This is a genomic window from Streptomyces sp. Ac-502, from assembly GCF_045222935.1.
Taxonomy (GTDB): Bacteria; Actinomycetota; Actinomycetes; order Streptomycetales; family Streptomycetaceae; genus Streptomyces; species Streptomyces monomycini.
Map to the genome: position 1 here is coordinate 2,830,450 of NZ_JBHFFO010000001.1, position 15,357 is coordinate 2,845,806.

Below are 15,357 nucleotides of genomic sequence, written 5' to 3' on the forward strand. Positions count from 1 at the left end.
CCCCGCAAACGGAGACCCCACGTGTCCGCCCCTCACGACTTCATCGCCATCGGCCTCGGGCCCTTCAACCTCGGCCTCGCCTGCCTGACCGAGCCCATCGACGAGCTCGACGGCCTGTTCCTGGACGACAAACCGTCCTTCGACTGGCACCCCGGCATGATGCTGGAGACCAGCACCCTCCAGGTGCCCTTCATGGCCGACCTCGTCACCCTCGCCGACCCGACCTCCCCGTTCTCCTTCCTGAACTACCTGAAGGAAGCGGGACGGATGTACTCCTTCTACATCCGCGAAAGCTTCTACCCGCTGCGCGCCGAGTACAACGACTACTGCCGCTGGGCCGCCGCCAAACTGGCGAGCATCCGCTTCGGCCACCAGGTCACCACCGTCGAGTACGACGAGAGCGAGCAGGTCTACGTCGTCCACGCCGACCACCTGCCCACCGGCGAGAAGAAGACCTACCGCGCCCGCAAGATCGTCCTCGGCACCGGCACCCCGCCGCACATCCCCGAAGCCTGCCAGGGCCTCGGCGGCGACTTCCTGCACAACGCCGACTACCTGGAGAACAAGGCCGCCCTCCAGGCCAAGGACTCCATCACCATCGTCGGCAGCGGCCAGAGCGCCGCGGAGATCTACCACGACCTCCTCCAGGACATCGACAGCCACGGCTACCACCTGACCTGGGCCACCCGCTCCCCCCGGTTCTTCCCCCTCGAATACACCAAGCTCACCCTGGAGATGACCTCTCCGGAGTACGTGGACTACTTCCACGCCCTGCCCGCGGCCACCCGCGACCGGCTCAACGCCTCGCACAAGAACCTCTACAAGGGCATCAACTCCGAGCTGATCAACGAGATCTTCGACCTGCTCTACCAGAAGAACCTGCACGGCCCCTGCCCGACCCGGCTGCTCACCAACACCGCGCTCGTCGAAGCGGCGTACGACCCGGCCTCCGCCACGTACACCCTCGGCCTGCGCCAGGAGGAACAGGGCCAGGACTTCACGCACGCCACCCAGGGCCTGATCCTCGCCACCGGATACCGGTACACGACACCGCGGTTCCTCGCCCCGCTGACCGACCGCATCGCCTGGGACGACGCCGGCCGCTACGCGGTCGCCCGCAACTACAGCATCGACACCGCAGGCCGCGACATCTTCGTGCAGAACGCCGAACTGCACACCCACGGCTTCGTCACCCCCGACCTGGGCATGGCCGCGTACCGCAACTCCTGCATCATCCGCGAACTGCTCGGCCGCGAGTACTACCCGGTCGAGAAGTCCATCGCCTTCCAGGAGTTCGCCGCCCCGGCCGGCCCGCACCACCCCGTGGAGGTCTCGCCCGTATGACCGCGCCCGTCTTCACCCGCACCCACGCCTCGCTCGGCGAGTTCGCCCTGCGCCCGGTCGACCCGGCCGGCGACGCGGAGCTGCTGCACGGCTGGGTCACCCACCCCAAAGCCGTGTACTGGATGATGCAGGACGCGGACCTCGCGGCCGTCGAGGCGGAGTTCGCACGCATCGACGCCGACCCGTACCACGACGCCTTCATCGGTCTGCACAACGGCGTCCCCGCCTTCCTGATGGAGCGCTACGACCCGGCGCACCGCGAGGTCACCGAGGTCCACGAGGCCGCGCCCGGCGACGTCGGCATGCACTTCCTGACCGCGCCGGCCGACACCCCGGTGCACGGCTTCACCCTCGCCGTGATCACCACCGTCATGGACGCGCTGTTCGCCGAGCCCGGCAACCGGCGCGTCGTCGTCGAACCGGCCACCGGCAACACCGCGGTACACGCCTTGAACAAGGCCGTCGGCTTCGAGATCGAACGCACGGTCACGCTGCCCAAGGGCGAGGCGTACCTGAGCACCTGCACCCGCGACCAGTTCCTGGCCGCCCGAGGAGAAAACCCATGCTGAACCCCACCGCGGACACCACCGAGGCCGCGGCACCCGACGCCGTCCGCCACCTCACCCCCGAGCTGTGGGCGCGCGCCAACCGCCTCCTCGTCCGCAAGGCCCTCGCCGAGTTCGCCCACGAACGCCTGCTGACGCCGCAGCGCCTGCCCGAGGACGGCCACTACGTCGTACGCAGCGACGACGACCGTGTCGAGTACCGCTTCGCCGCCCGCCGGCTGAGCCTGGACCACTGGCACATCGACGCCGACGCCATCACCCGCCGCCGCGACGGCGCCGAGGTCCCCCTGGACGCCCTCGACTTCTTCATCGAGCTGCGCCGCACCCTCGCCCTCAGCGATGACATCCTCCCCGTCTACCTGGAGGAGATCAGCTCCACCCTCTCCGGTACGGCCTACAAGCTGGCCGCCGGTCCCCTGGCCGCCGCGGAACTGGCGAAAGCGGACTTCCAGACCATCGAGACCGGCATGTCCGAGGGCCACCCCTGCTTCGTCGCCAACAACGGCCGCCTCGGCTTCGGCGTGCACGAGTACCACGCGTACGCCCCCGAGACGGCGAGCCCGGTCCACCTCATCTGGCTGGCCGCGCGCCGCGACCGCTCCACCTTCACCGCGGGCGAGGGCCTGGACTACGACGGACTGGTCCGGGACGAACTGGGCGGCGCCACCCTGGAGCGGTTCGCCGCCACGATGCGCGACCTCGGCCTGGACCTGGCCGACTACCACCTCATCCCCGCCCACCCCTGGCAGTGGTGGAACAAGCTCTCCGTCACCTTCGCCGCCGAGGTCGCCCAGCAGCACCTCGTCTGCCTCGGCCCCGGCGACGACGCGTACCTGGCCCAGCAGTCCATCCGGACGTTCTTCAACACCAGCGACCCGTCCAAGCACTACGTCAAGACGGCCCTGTCGGTCCTCAACATGGGCTTCATGCGCGGCCTGTCCGCCGCCTACATGGAGGCCACACCGGCCATCAACGACTGGCTCGCGGGCCTGATCGCGAGCGACGAGACCTTCCAGGCCGCCCGCTTCTCGATCATCCGCGAGCGCGCCGCCATCGGCTACCACCACCGCCAGTACGAGGCCGCCACCGCCAAGGGCTCCCCGTACCTGAAGATGCTCGCCGCCCTGTGGCGCGAGAGCCCGGTGCCCACCCTCGAACCGGGCCAGCGGGTCGCCACCATGGCCTCCCTGCTGCACACCGACCCCGAGGGCGGCTCACTGGCCGCGGCCCTCGTCGAAGAGTCCGGCCTGGCCCCGGCGGACTGGCTGCGCCGCTACGTGGACGCGTACCTCACGCCCGTCCTGCACGCGTTCTACGCCTACGACCTGGTCTTCATGCCGCACGGCGAGAACGTCATCCTCGTCATCGAGGACGGCACCGTACAGCGCGCGATCTTCAAGGACATCGCCGAGGAGATCGCGGTGATGGACCCGGACGCGGTACTGCCGCCGGCCGTCGAGCGCATCCGCGCCGACGTCCCCGAGGACAAGAAGCTCCTCTCCCTCTTCACGGACGTCTTCGACTGCTTCTTCCGCTTCCTCAGCGGCATCCTGGTCACGAACGACGTGCTGGACGAGGACACCTTCTGGCGTACGGTCGCCGACTGCGTGAGCGCCTACCAGGAGGCCAACCCGCAGCTCGCCGACAAGTTCCGGCGGTACGACATGTTCGCGGACGAGTTCGCGTTGTCCTGCCTGAACCGCCTCCAGCTGCGGAACAACGAGCAGATGGTCGACCTCCAGGACCCGGCCGGCGCGCTCCAGCTGATCGGCACGCTGGAGAACCCGATCGCCCGCTTCGCCCCGGCCGCCGGAGCCTGACACCCGGGCGGAAACGCGTGAAGGGCGGGACCCCGGTGGGGTCCCGCCCTTCACTCATGTGCCGTCAGACGGCCGGGCCGCGATGGCCTCAGCCCTGCTCGGGGCGCCCTTCGCGCGGGGCCTCGGCGGGGGCGTCGCCTTCGGAGGCGTCCTGCCGCACGGGGGCGGCGGGCTCCTCGGTCACGGCCTCGGCCACGTTCCCGGCCTCGGGAGCCGCGTCCGTGATCCCGTGGCCGGCACCGTCCTCGTCCTCGTGGCCGTCCTCGTCCTCGTCCTCGTCCTCGTCCAGCGCGTCCGTGAACTCCACGCCGTCCAGCTCGGCCAGCCGGTCCGAGGCGTTCGTGGTGCCGCCCTGGTCGGCCTCCAGCGCCTTGGCGAACCACTCGCGTGCCTCGTCCTCGCGGCCGACCTCCAGCAGCGCGTCGGCGTACGCGTAGCGCAGACGGGCGGTCCACGGCTGTACGGAGTTCGACGCCAGCTCGGGGCTCTGCAGCGTCACGACGGCCGCGTCGGTCTGGCCCAGGTCGCGCCGGGCACCGGCCGCGACCAGCCGCATCTCGACCTGACCGGCCCGGTCCAGCTTCTGCACCTCGGGCTCACCGGCCATGGCGAGGGCCTTCTCGGGGCGGCCGAGACCGCGCTCGCAGTCGGCCATCACGGGCCACAGCTCCACGCTGCCGGTCATCCGGCGGGCCGCGCGGAACTCCGCCAACGCCTCGCCGTACTTGCTGTTGGCGTACGCGGCGAAGCCGGCCGCCTCACGCACGGCGGGGACCCGCGACGCGAGCCGCAGCGCCACGCGCGAGTACTCGTACGCCCTCTCCGGCTCCTCGTCGAGCAGCTTGGCCACCATGACCAGGTTCCTGGCGACGTCGTCGGCGAGCGTCTTGGGCAGGCTCAGCAGCTCCTGCCGTACGTCCTTGTCGATCTCCTCGCCCGTGACGTCGTCCGGGATCGGCAGCCGCTTGATCGGCTCCCGGTCGCGGCGGTCGTCCCGGCGGTCGTCGCGGAACCCGCCGCGGTCACCGCGGTCGTCGCGGCCACGCCCGGCACCGTACGGGCGGCGCCCGCCCCGGTCGTCGTCCCGGCGGAAGCCACCGCGGTCGTCGTCGCGGCGGGGGCCACGGTCGTCACGGCGGAAGCTGCCACCGCGGTCGTCCCGACGGTCGTCGCGGCGCGGGCCACGGTCGTCACGGCCGCCGCCGAAGCCACCGCCGGAGGGCCGACCGCCACGGTCGTCACGGCGGAAGCCACCACGGTCGTCATCGCGGCGCGGGCCACGATCGTCGCGACGGAAGCCGCCACGGTCGTCGTCACGACGCGGGCCGCGGTCATCGCGACGGAAACCGCCACGGTCGTCACGGCCGCCACCGAAGCCGCCACCGGAGGGCCGACCACCACGGTCATCGTCACGACGGGGACCGCGGTCGTCCCGGCGGTCGTCGCGACGGAAACCACCACGGTCGTCGTCGCGGCGCGGGCCACGGTCGTCACGGCCGCCACCGAAGCCGCCACCGGAGGGTCGACCGCCACGCTCGTCGTCCCGGCGCGGGCCACGGTCATCGCGACGGAAGCCACCACGGTCGTCACGGCCACCGCCGAAGCCGCCACCGGAGGGGCGACCACCACGGTCGTCGTCGCGGCGCGGGCCGCGGTCGTCACGGCCGCCGCCGAAGCCACCGCCGGAGGGCCGACCACCACGGTCATCGCGGCGGAAGCTGCCACCACGGTCGTCATCGCGGCGCGGACCACGCGGGCGATCGTCACGGCGGAAACCGCCACGGTCGTCGTCGCGACGCGGGCCACGGTCGTCACGGCCGCCGCCGAAGCCACCGCCGGAGGGCCGACCACCACGGTCATCGCGGCGGAAGCTGCCACCACGGTCGTCATCGCGGCGCGGGCCGCGGGGGCACGGTCGTCACGCGAGAAGCCAGGGCGGTCGTCGCGGCGGAAGCCACCGCGGTCGTCGCGACGGTCGTCACGGCGCGGGGCACGGTCGTCGCGCGGGAAGCCGCCACGGTCGTCCCGGCGGTCATCGCGGCGGTCGTCGCGGCGCGGGCCGCGGTCGTCACGGCCGCCGCCGAAGCCGCCACCGGAGGGGCGGCCGCCACGGTCGTCGCGGCGGAAGCTGCCACCACGGTCGTCGTCCCTGCGGGGGCCACGATCGTCACGGCGGAAGCCGCCGCCACGGTCGTCCCGGCGCCCACCGCCGAAGCCGCCGCCGGAGGGCCGGCCGCCACGGTCGTCGTCGCGGCGCGGGCCACGGTCGTCACGCCGGAAACCGCCGCGGTCACCGCCCTCGCGCCGCTGGGGCCGGCGCTCCGAGCGATCGTCGGAAGAGTTGGGGGACATCGACGTGACTCCTGTCTTCGGTACTGCAAACATTCTCGCGCACCGTTCACTCCGGCGCGCTTCGACCAAACAAAAAGGACCCTCAGCCCCAGCGTGAACGCTGGGACCAAGGGTCCTCCAAAGATTGTTCGGCGGCGTCCTACTCTCCCACAGGGTCCCCCCTGCAGTACCATCGGCGCGGAAAGGCTTAGCTTCCGGGTTCGGAATGTAACCGGGCGTTTCCCTAACGCTATGACCACCGAAACCCTATCGGGTTCAAGCGAACAAGCACACTCTTCAATTAATTAAATGAAACAGTGGAACTTGGTTCACCGACGCTGCGACTGTTCGCAACCCGGGAACCACACAGTGGACGCGAGCAACTGAGGACAAGCCCTCGGCCTATTAGTACCAGTCAACTCCACCCGTTACCGGGCTTCCATATCTGGCCTATCAACCCAGTCGTCTACTGGGAGCCTTAACCCCTCCAGGGGGTGGGAGCCCTCATCTCGAAGCAGGCTTCCCGCTTAGATGCTTTCAGCGGTTATCCTTTCCGAACGTAGCCAACCAGCCATGCCCTTGGCAGGACAACTGGCACACCAGAGGTTCGTCCGTCCCGGTCCTCTCGTACTAGGGACAGCCCTTCTCAAGACTCCTACGCGCACAGCGGATAGGGACCGAACTGTCTCACGACGTTCTAAACCCAGCTCGCGTACCGCTTTAATGGGCGAACAGCCCAACCCTTGGGACCGACTCCAGCCCCAGGATGCGACGAGCCGACATCGAGGTGCCAAACCATCCCGTCGATATGGACTCTTGGGGAAGATCAGCCTGTTATCCCCGGGGTACCTTTTATCCGTTGAGCGACGGCGCTTCCACAAGCCACCGCCGGATCACTAGTCCCTACTTTCGTACCTGCTCGACCCGTCAGTCTCACAGTCAAGCTCCCTTGTGCACTTACACTCAACACCTGATTGCCAACCAGGCTGAGGGAACCTTTGGGCGCCTCCGTTACTCTTTAGGAGGCAACCGCCCCAGTTAAACTACCCACCAGACACTGTCCCTGATCCGGATCACGGACCCAGGTTAGACATCCAGCACGACCAGAGTGGTATTTCAACAACGACTCCCCCGCCACTGGCGTGACGAGTTCACAGTCTCCCACCTATCCTACACAAGCCGAACCGAACACCAATATCAAGCTATAGTAAAGGTCCCGGGGTCTTTCCGTCCTGCTGCGCGAAACGAGCATCTTTACTCGTAGTGCAATTTCACCGGGCCTATGGTTGAGACAGTCGAGAAGTCGTTACGCCATTCGTGCAGGTCGGAACTTACCCGACAAGGAATTTCGCTACCTTAGGATGGTTATAGTTACCACCGCCGTTTACTGGCGCTTAAGTTCTCAGCCTCGCCCCACCGAAATGGAGCTAACCGGTCCCCTTAACGTTCCAGCACCGGGCAGGCGTCAGTCCGTATACATCGCCTTACGGCTTCGCACGGACCTGTGTTTTTAGTAAACAGTCGCTTCTCGCTGGTCTCTGCGGCCACCACCAGCTCAGAGTGCAAAACTCATCACCAGCAATGGCCCCCCTTCTCCCGAAGTTACGGGGGCATTTTGCCGAGTTCCTTAACCATAGTTCACCCGAACGCCTCGGTATTCTCTACCTGACCACCTGAGTCGGTTTAGGGTACGGGCCGCCATGAAACTCGCTAGAGGCTTTTCTCGACAGCATAGGATCATCCACTTCACCACAATCGGCTCGGCATCAGGTCTCACCCTTAACGTGCGACGGATTTGCCTACCGCACGGGCTACACCCTTACCCCGGGACAACCACCGCCCGGGCTGGACTACCTTCCTGCGTCACCCCATCACTCACCTACTACAAGTCTGGTCCGTCGGCTCCACCACTCCCCTACGCTCCGAAGAGCTCAGGGCGGCTTCACGGACTTAGCATCGCCTGATTCGATGTTTGGCGCTTCAAAGCGGGTACCGGAATATCAACCGGTTGTCCATCGACTACGCCTGTCGGCCTCGCCTTAGGTCCCGACTTACCCTGGGCAGATCAGCTTGACCCAGGAACCCTTAGTCAATCGGCGCACACGTTTCCCACGTGTGTATCGCTACTCATGCCTGCATTCTCACTCGTGAACCGTCCACAACTACCTTCCGGTGCTGCTTCACCCGGCACACGACGCTCCCCTACCCATCACAGTCCCCGTTAGGAGTATGTACTGCAATGACACGACTTCGGCGGTGTGCTTGAGCCCCGCTACATTGTCGGCGCGGAATCACTTGACCAGTGAGCTATTACGCACTCTTTCAAGGGTGGCTGCTTCTAAGCCAACCTCCTGGTTGTCTCTGCGACTCCACATCCTTTCCCACTTAGCACACGCTTAGGGGCCTTAGTCGATGCTCTGGGCTGTTTCCCTCTCGACCATGGAGCTTATCCCCCACAGTCTCACTGCCGCGCTCTCACTTACCGGCATTCGGAGTTTGGCTAAGGTCAGTAACCCGGTAGGGCCCATCGCCTATCCAGTGCTCTACCTCCGGCAAGAAACACACGACGCTGCACCTAAATGCATTTCGGGGAGAACCAGCTATCACGGAGTTTGATTGGCCTTTCACCCCTAACCACAGGTCATCCCCCAGGTTTTCAACCCTGGTGGGTTCGGTCCTCCACGAAGTCTTACCTCCGCTTCAACCTGCCCATGGCTAGATCACTCCGCTTCGGGTCTTGGGCACGCTACTCAACGCCCTCTTCGGACTCGCTTTCGCTACGGCTTCCCCACACGGGTTAACCTCGCAACATACCGCAAACTCGCAGGCTCATTCTTCAAAAGGCACGCAGTCACGACTATGCAGCAAGCTGCATAGCGACGCTCCCACGGCTTGTAGGCACACGGTTTCAGGTACTATTTCACTCCGCTCCCGCGGTACTTTTCACCATTCCCTCACGGTACTATCCGCTATCGGTCACCAGGGAATATTTAGGCTTAGCGGGTGGTCCCGCCAGATTCACACGGGATTTCACGGGCCCCGTGCTACTTGGGTGGTTCTCAAACGAGCCGTTAATGTTTCAGCTACGGGGGTCTTACCCTCTACGCCGGACCTTTCGCATGTCCTTCGCCTACACCAACGGTTTCTGACTCGCCGACCGGCCGGCAGACCGGTCAAGAGAACTCCCACAACCCCAACCACGCAACCCCTGCCGGGTATCACACGTGACTGGTTTGGCCTCATCCGGTTTCGCTCGCCACTACTCCCGGAATCACGGTTGTTTTCTCTTCCTGCGGGTACTGAGATGTTTCACTTCCCCGCGTTCCCTCCACACTGCCTATGTGTTCAGCAGCGGGTGACAGCCCATGACGACTGCCGGGTTTCCCCATTCGGACACCCCCGGATCAAAGCTTGGTTGACAGCTCCCCGGGGCCTATCGTGGCCTCCCACGTCCTTCATCGGTTCCTGGTGCCAAGGCATCCACCGTGCGCCCTTAAAAACTTGGCCACAGATGCTCGCGTCCACTGTGCAGTTCTCAAGCAACGACCAGCCACCCGTCACAACCCGCCGAAGCAGGCCTTTACCGGGGCCGGCGTTGAAGGTACAGACGTCTCCGTCCGTGCCCTCAGACACCCAACAGCGTGCCCGACACCCTCGCCCCCTGACACGTTCCACGCCGAAGCAGTACTAGTGACCAGTGAGCCAAGTGTGCCGAGTAGTCAACGTTCCACCCATGAGCAACCAGCACCGGACATTCGCCGATGTACTGGCCCCTGACCAGCCCGAAGGCCGGTAAGAAGTGCTCCTTAGAAAGGAGGTGATCCAGCCGCACCTTCCGGTACGGCTACCTTGTTACGACTTCGTCCCAATCGCCAGTCCCACCTTCGACGATTCCCTCCCACAAGGGGTTGGGCCACCGGCTTCGGGTGTTACCGACTTTCGTGACGTGACGGGCGGTGTGTACAAGGCCCGGGAACGTATTCACCGCAGCAATGCTGATCTGCGATTACTAGCAACTCCAACTTCATGGGGTCGAGTTGCAGACCCCAATCCGAACTGAGATCGGCTTTTTGAGATTCGCTCCACCTCGCGGTATCGCAGCTCATTGTACCGACCATTGTAGCACGTGTGCAGCCCAAGACATAAGGGGCATGATGACTTGACGTCGTCCCCACCTTCCTCCGAGTTGACCCCGGCAGTCTCCTGTGAGTCCCCATCACCCCGAAGGGCATGCTGGCAACACAGAACAAGGGTTGCGCTCGTTGCGGGACTTAACCCAACATCTCACGACACGAGCTGACGACAGCCATGCACCACCTGTACACCGACCACAAGGGGGCGCCTGTCTCCAGACGTTTCCGGTGTATGTCAAGCCTTGGTAAGGTTCTTCGCGTTGCGTCGAATTAAGCCACATGCTCCGCTGCTTGTGCGGGCCCCCGTCAATTCCTTTGAGTTTTAGCCTTGCGGCCGTACTCCCCAGGCGGGGAACTTAATGCGTTAGCTGCGGCACGGACGACGTGGAATGTCGCCCACACCTAGTTCCCAACGTTTACGGCGTGGACTACCAGGGTATCTAATCCTGTTCGCTCCCCACGCTTTCGCTCCTCAGCGTCAGTATCGGCCCAGAGATCCGCCTTCGCCACCGGTGTTCCTCCTGATATCTGCGCATTTCACCGCTACACCAGGAATTCCGATCTCCCCTACCGAACTCTAGCCTGCCCGTATCGAATGCAGACCCGGGGTTAAGCCCCGGGCTTTCACATCCGACGTGACAAGCCGCCTACGAGCTCTTTACGCCCAATAATTCCGGACAACGCTTGCGCCCTACGTATTACCGCGGCTGCTGGCACGTAGTTAGCCGGCGCTTCTTCTGCAGGTACCGTCACTTGCGCTTCTTCCCTGCTGAAAGAGGTTTACAACCCGAAGGCCGTCATCCCTCACGCGGCGTCGCTGCATCAGGCTTTCGCCCATTGTGCAATATTCCCCACTGCTGCCTCCCGTAGGAGTCTGGGCCGTGTCTCAGTCCCAGTGTGGCCGGTCGCCCTCTCAGGCCGGCTACCCGTCGTCGCCTTGGTAGGCCATTACCCCACCAACAAGCTGATAGGCCGCGGGCTCATCCTGCACCGCCGGAGCTTTCCACACACAGACCATGCGGTCGTGTGTCATATCCGGTATTAGACCCCGTTTCCAGGGCTTGTCCCAGAGTGCAGGGCAGATTGCCCACGTGTTACTCACCCGTTCGCCACTAATCCCCTCCCGAAGGAGGTTCATCGTTCGACTTGCATGTGTTAAGCACGCCGCCAGCGTTCGTCCTGAGCCAGGATCAAACTCTCCGTGAATGTTTACCCGTAATCGGGTCAACACACACGAGAGCGGAACAGGAAGCGGAATAGGCTTCCCGTTCACAGCGTCCTCGCTGTGTGTGCCACCCGCACCGTTAAGTGCTGGTGGGCTTTTCAAAGGAACCTCATCCTCCGGCTGCTGCCGGTGGACGGGGTATCAACATATCTGGCGTTGACTTTTGGCACGCTGTTGAGTTCTCAAGGAACGGACGCTTCCTTTGTGCCTGTTTCACCAGGCTCTCCGGGCGCTTCCCTTCGGTCTTGCGTTTCCGACTCTATCAGATCCTCGCGGTCCTGATTTTCGCCGGTGCGTTTCGGCCTTTCGGCTTCTTCGCGGTTCCAACCTTACCAGATCCGTTCGGCGTTTCCGCTTTCCGTTTCCGGCCCCTGTTGGAGCGGGGCGGCCTTCCGGCTTTCGCTTTCCGGCCCTTCCGACGTTATCAGATTCGGTTCCCGGTCCGTTGCCGGACCGAATTCGTTTCCGATGCCCCGTCGGTGGGGCGTGTTACGCCTTTCGGCGTGATCACTACTTTAGGCGAATTCCCCTGCGGCACATAATCGCGCCGTGGCGGGTTCGAATTTCGGCAAGCGAAACAAGACCCCGCCAGGGGTGATCGTTCGTAGGTAGTGGGTTCGCGTCGCTCGGCGGCCCGCGCAGACAGCGCTGCCCGTGTCAAGCGGCTCGGGCCACGTTAGGCGGTCCGGAGCGCAGAGTCAAGCAGCCCTGCTCCGGCGCTTGCGCGGCACGTGGGCGCGGTACGGGCTGACGGTGGGATCGCCGTCGATCCAGAAGCGCCACGGGTGCACGGCGCCCTCGCCACTGATGCCCGTACGCGGTCCGTTGAGCACCTCGGCGGCGTCCGCCGGGTGCCCGTGCAGGACGGTGAGTGGCTGGTCCGGGTCGGTGGAGCAGATGTCCGTACCGTCCAGGGAGCGGTCGATGTCGAGGGCGGTGGCGAGCCGGGCCGGGCCCTTGGCCAGTTCGCGGGCGTTGCGTGCCTTCGGGCGGCGCTCGGCCGCCTGCTCCGTTCCGGTGAGTACTTCGCCGGCCCGCAGCAGCACACCGCTGGCGGTGTCCTCCTTGTTGCAGACCAGGTTGAGGCTGAACCACATGCCGTAGATGAAATACACGTACGCGTGACCGGGAGGTCCGAACATCGAGGCGTTGCGCGCGGTGCGTCCCCGGTAGGCGTGGGAGCCCGGGTCCGAGGAGCCGTTGTAGGCCTCTACCTCCGTGATGCGCAGTTCGATCGGCCCCTGCGGGGTGCGGCGTACGAGAGTGCGGCCGAGCAGCTCAGGCGCGACGTCCAGGACGGGACGGTCGAAGAAGTCCCGCGTGAGCGGTCGGCGGTCCGGTGCGACGATCATGCGGATCAAGGGTAACGGAGAGCGACGCGAAGCACCGGGTGGGCGACTGGCCACCGGGGCGTTCCGTTGGAAGGGTGTCGCCCACGGAACCGGTCCGCGCCGTCCGGCGTGGGTAGCTGACGACCGGCGGCCGCGATCACGGCGCATCACACGAGGTACAGGCGTCTGCCTGGGGAGGAACGAGCATGGGGTTCAAGAAGCTGCTGGCCAGCTTGGGGGCCGGAGGCGCGTCGGTGGAGACGGTGCTCTTCGAGGAGAACGTCGTGCCGGGCGGGGTCGTGCAGGGCGAGGTGCGGATCGAGGGCGGTTCGGTCGCCCAGCAGATCGAGAAGCTGTCGGTGGGCCTCCAGGCGCGGGTGGAGGTCGAGGGCGGTGAGCAGGAGTACAAGCGGGACGTCGAGTTCACCAAGCTCCAGCTCGGCGGGGCCTTCGAGGTGCAGGCCGGTGCGGTGCACACGGTGCCGTTCGGGCTGGAGATCCCGTGGGAGACGCCGGTGACGTCGTTCCTCGGGCAGCAGCTGCACGGGATGCACGTGGGGGTGACGACGGAGCTGGCGATCGCCCGTGCGGTGGACTCCGGCGACCTCGATCCGGTCAACGTGCATCCGCTGCCGGCGCAGCAGGCCCTGCTGGACGCGTTCGGCCGGCTCGGGTTCCGGTTCAAGAGCGCGGACCTGGAGCAGGGGCACATCCGCGGCACCCGGCAGCGGCTGCCCTTCTACCAGGAGATCGAGTTCCACGCGCCGCAGCAGTACCGCGGTCTGAACCAGGTCGAGCTGTCCTTCGTGGCGGACGACCGGGAGATGGACGTGGTGCTGGAGATGGACAAGAAGCCGGGGCTGTTCAGCGAGGGCAGCGACGCGTACCGCTCGTTCGTGGTGCCGCTGGACGGTTATCAGGCGACCGACTGGGCGGCGTACCTCAATCAGTGGCTGGCCGAGGTCGGCGGCAAGCGCAACTGGCTCTGACGGGTCCGTGCCGTATCCCCGGCCGGGGCCGCGTGTCGCACCCCCGGCCGGGCGCCGGGGGCCGCGGCGCAGGATCTAACCTGGCCGGACAGGTGTCCATTCGCGACTCAGGAGGTGCCCAGGTGTCCGAGCTCAAGCGCCGGCCGCTCCCGCACGATTTCCATCCGCCGGTGGCCGGTTTCACCGTGGTGAGCGACGAGGTGACCGACGGCGGCAGGCTCCCGTCGGCGCAGGTGCAGGCGGAGGGCAACACCTCGCCGCACCTGCGGTGGGAGGGCGCGCCGGAGGGGACCCGCAGCTACGCGGTCACCTGCTTCGACCCGGACGCGCCGACCGGCAGCGGTTTCTGGCACTGGACGGTCTTCGACATCCCCGCTTCGGTCACCGAGCTGCCCGCGGGTGCCGGCAGCGGTGCCATGAAGGGGCTGCCGGAGGGGGCCGTCCACGTACGCAACGACGCGGGGTCGTCGGACTTCACGGGTGCGGCGCCGCCGCCCGGTGACGGGCCGCACCGTTACGTCTTCACCGTGTACGCGGTGGACCGGGAGAAGCTGGGGCCGGACGCGGACGCGACGCCGGCCGTGGTCGGCTTCAATCTGCGGTTCCACGCGATCGGGCGGGCGCAGCTGATCGGCGAGTACGAGGTGCCGGCCGACAGCTGAGCAGAGGGCCGGTGCCCGCCCGGAGGCGGAAACCGGCCCTAATTCCGTTGCGCCCCGGCGCTTCCGCTCGCACAGTGGTGCGTGGCTGGCAAACGGCGCGCAGGACGGCCGTCGGGCAGCCGGTACCGCAGCGGCGGGGACGGCGGGGCGCAGGTGTGTCGCCGGCCGTCTGCCGGCGTCCGCTCTCGTGTCGGACGGCCGCGCCGGCTGCCATACGCTCCGGGGTCCCGGCGAACGCACGGGGGTGGGGCCCCGGGGCGTGCCGCCCGCTGTGCGCCGTGGCGTGCTTCCTTCCGCCCCCTTTCGCGCACCCGTACCTTCACCTCCCCGTCATCTCCCATCACCCTTGTGGCGTGCGGAAATTGCGTTGTCCAGGGGATCACTGGAGCTGCACAGTGGAGCCACTTCGCCGAGCGGCGAACGGGGAGCGGGAGGTGGACGGGATGCGCGAGACACTGGTGCTCAACGCGAGCTTCGAGCCGCTGGCGACGGTGTCGCTGCGGCGTGCGGTGGTGCTGGTCATGCAGGACAAGGCCGTGGTCGAGCAGGCGCATCCGAGGCTGCAGATCCGGGCGGCGGCGGTGGAGGTGCCGGTGCCGCGGGTGATCCGGCTGAGCCGGTACGTACGGGTGCCGTTCCGAAGACAGGCGGCGTGGTCGCGGCGGGGTGTGCTGGTGCGGGACCAGCACCGGTGCGCGTACTGCGGGCGGCGGGCGACGACCGTGGACCACATCGTGCCGCGGTCGCGCGGCGGCGGGGACAGCTGGCTGAACACGGTCGCGTCCTGCGTCGAGGACAATCACCGTAAGGCGGACCGGACGCCGGAGCAGGCGGGGATGCGGCTGCTGACCCGGCCGTTCGAGCCGACGCCCGCGGACGCGCTGGTGGCGGCGCTGGCCGGTGCCGTACGGGAGGAACTGCCGGAGTGGCTGGGGCTGCCGGCGTAGCGTCCCGGC

Annotated in this window: 9 protein-coding genes and 3 rRNA genes; 6 read left to right on the plus strand and 6 right to left on the minus strand. The window is 66.5% G+C overall.

The window, feature by feature from the left end; genetic code table 11:
• The first annotated feature begins 21 nt into the window (after positions 1–21).
• The 3 genes from ACEXOX_RS12765 to ACEXOX_RS12775 are packed head-to-tail and all read left to right on the plus strand — an operon-like array spanning position 22 to position 3,730.
• The gene (locus ACEXOX_RS12765; protein WP_406520603.1) at positions 22–1,344 is read left to right on the plus strand and encodes a lysine N(6)-hydroxylase/L-ornithine N(5)-oxygenase family protein; all 1,323 of its coding nucleotides are present in this window, start codon (positions 22–24) and stop codon (positions 1,342–1,344) included.
• Complete coding sequence (locus ACEXOX_RS12770; RefSeq protein ID WP_406520605.1) at positions 1,341–1,913, plus strand: GNAT family N-acetyltransferase; 573 nt, start codon at positions 1,341–1,343, stop codon at positions 1,911–1,913. The genes ACEXOX_RS12765 and ACEXOX_RS12770 overlap by 4 nt, the downstream gene beginning before the upstream one ends.
• Positions 1,907–3,730, plus strand: coding sequence for an IucA/IucC family protein (locus tag ACEXOX_RS12775; protein WP_406520606.1), 1,824 nt, complete (start codon positions 1,907–1,909; stop codon positions 3,728–3,730). Before ACEXOX_RS12770 ends, ACEXOX_RS12775 begins: the two co-directional genes overlap by 7 nt.
• A gap of 88 nt (positions 3,731–3,818) precedes the next feature.
• Here ACEXOX_RS12775 and ACEXOX_RS12780 read toward each other — a convergent pair whose 3' ends face one another.
• The 6 genes from ACEXOX_RS12780 to ACEXOX_RS12805 form a co-directional block, all read right to left on the minus strand.
• Positions 3,819–4,700: a hypothetical protein gene (locus tag ACEXOX_RS12780; RefSeq protein WP_406526325.1), complete on the minus strand. Its 882-nt coding sequence runs from the start codon at positions 4,698–4,700 to the stop codon at positions 3,819–3,821.
• Positions 4,628–6,082 carry a hypothetical protein gene (locus ACEXOX_RS12785; protein ID WP_406520608.1) on the minus strand — a complete coding sequence of 485 codons (1,455 nt, stop codon included), beginning with the start codon at positions 6,080–6,082 and terminating at the stop codon, positions 4,628–4,630. Before ACEXOX_RS12785 ends, ACEXOX_RS12780 begins: the two co-directional genes overlap by 73 nt.
• Before the next feature lie 126 nt (positions 6,083–6,208).
• A 5S ribosomal RNA gene (gene rrf / locus ACEXOX_RS12790) occupies positions 6,209–6,325 on the minus strand.
• A gap of 121 nt (positions 6,326–6,446) precedes the next feature.
• Positions 6,447–9,568 (minus strand): 23S ribosomal RNA (locus ACEXOX_RS12795).
• A 303-nt stretch (positions 9,569–9,871) separates the two neighbouring features.
• A 16S ribosomal RNA gene (locus ACEXOX_RS12800) occupies positions 9,872–11,400 on the minus strand.
• The 16S, 23S and 5S rRNA genes sit together here, the layout of an rRNA operon.
• 717 nt (positions 11,401–12,117) lie before the next feature.
• Positions 12,118–12,771 (minus strand): DNA-3-methyladenine glycosylase, encoded by a 654-nt coding sequence (locus tag ACEXOX_RS12805; RefSeq protein ID WP_406520610.1) that lies wholly within the window; start codon positions 12,769–12,771, stop codon positions 12,118–12,120.
• 185 nt (positions 12,772–12,956) lie between these two features.
• Here ACEXOX_RS12805 and ACEXOX_RS12810 point away from each other — a divergent pair, with 185 nt between their 5' ends.
• From ACEXOX_RS12810 to ACEXOX_RS12820, 3 genes are all read left to right on the plus strand, one after another.
• Positions 12,957–13,739 carry a sporulation protein gene (locus ACEXOX_RS12810; protein ID WP_406520611.1) on the plus strand — a complete coding sequence of 261 codons (783 nt, stop codon included), beginning with the start codon at positions 12,957–12,959 and terminating at the stop codon, positions 13,737–13,739.
• A 122-nt stretch (positions 13,740–13,861) separates the two neighbouring features.
• A complete protein-coding gene (locus ACEXOX_RS12815; protein WP_406520613.1) occupies positions 13,862–14,401 on the plus strand; it encodes a YbhB/YbcL family Raf kinase inhibitor-like protein in 540 nt (179 codons plus the stop codon).
• 443 nt (positions 14,402–14,844) lie between these two features.
• Complete coding sequence (locus tag ACEXOX_RS12820) at positions 14,845–15,348, plus strand: HNH endonuclease (RefSeq protein WP_406520614.1); 504 nt, start codon at positions 14,845–14,847, stop codon at positions 15,346–15,348.
• Positions 15,349–15,357 lie beyond the last annotated feature (9 nt).

Excerpts from the sequence above, each read along its gene's own strand:
- ACEXOX_RS12770 (WP_406520605.1), top strand. The coding sequence starts at position 1,341 with ATGACCGCGCCCGTCTTCACCCGCACCCACGCCTCGCTCGGCGAGTTC.
- ACEXOX_RS12810 (WP_406520611.1), top strand. The coding sequence starts at position 12,957 with ATGGGGTTCAAGAAGCTGCTGGCCAGCTTGGGGGCCGGAGGCGCGTCG.
- ACEXOX_RS12775 (WP_406520606.1), top strand. The coding sequence starts at position 1,907 with ATGCTGAACCCCACCGCGGACACCACCGAGGCCGCGGCACCCGACGCC.
- ACEXOX_RS12785 (WP_406520608.1), bottom strand. The coding sequence starts at position 6,082 with ATGTCCCCCAACTCTTCCGACGATCGCTCGGAGCGCCGGCCCCAGCGG.
- ACEXOX_RS12805 (WP_406520610.1), bottom strand. The coding sequence starts at position 12,771 with ATGATCGTCGCACCGGACCGCCGACCGCTCACGCGGGACTTCTTCGAC.
- ACEXOX_RS12820 (WP_406520614.1), top strand. The coding sequence starts at position 14,845 with ATGCGCGAGACACTGGTGCTCAACGCGAGCTTCGAGCCGCTGGCGACG.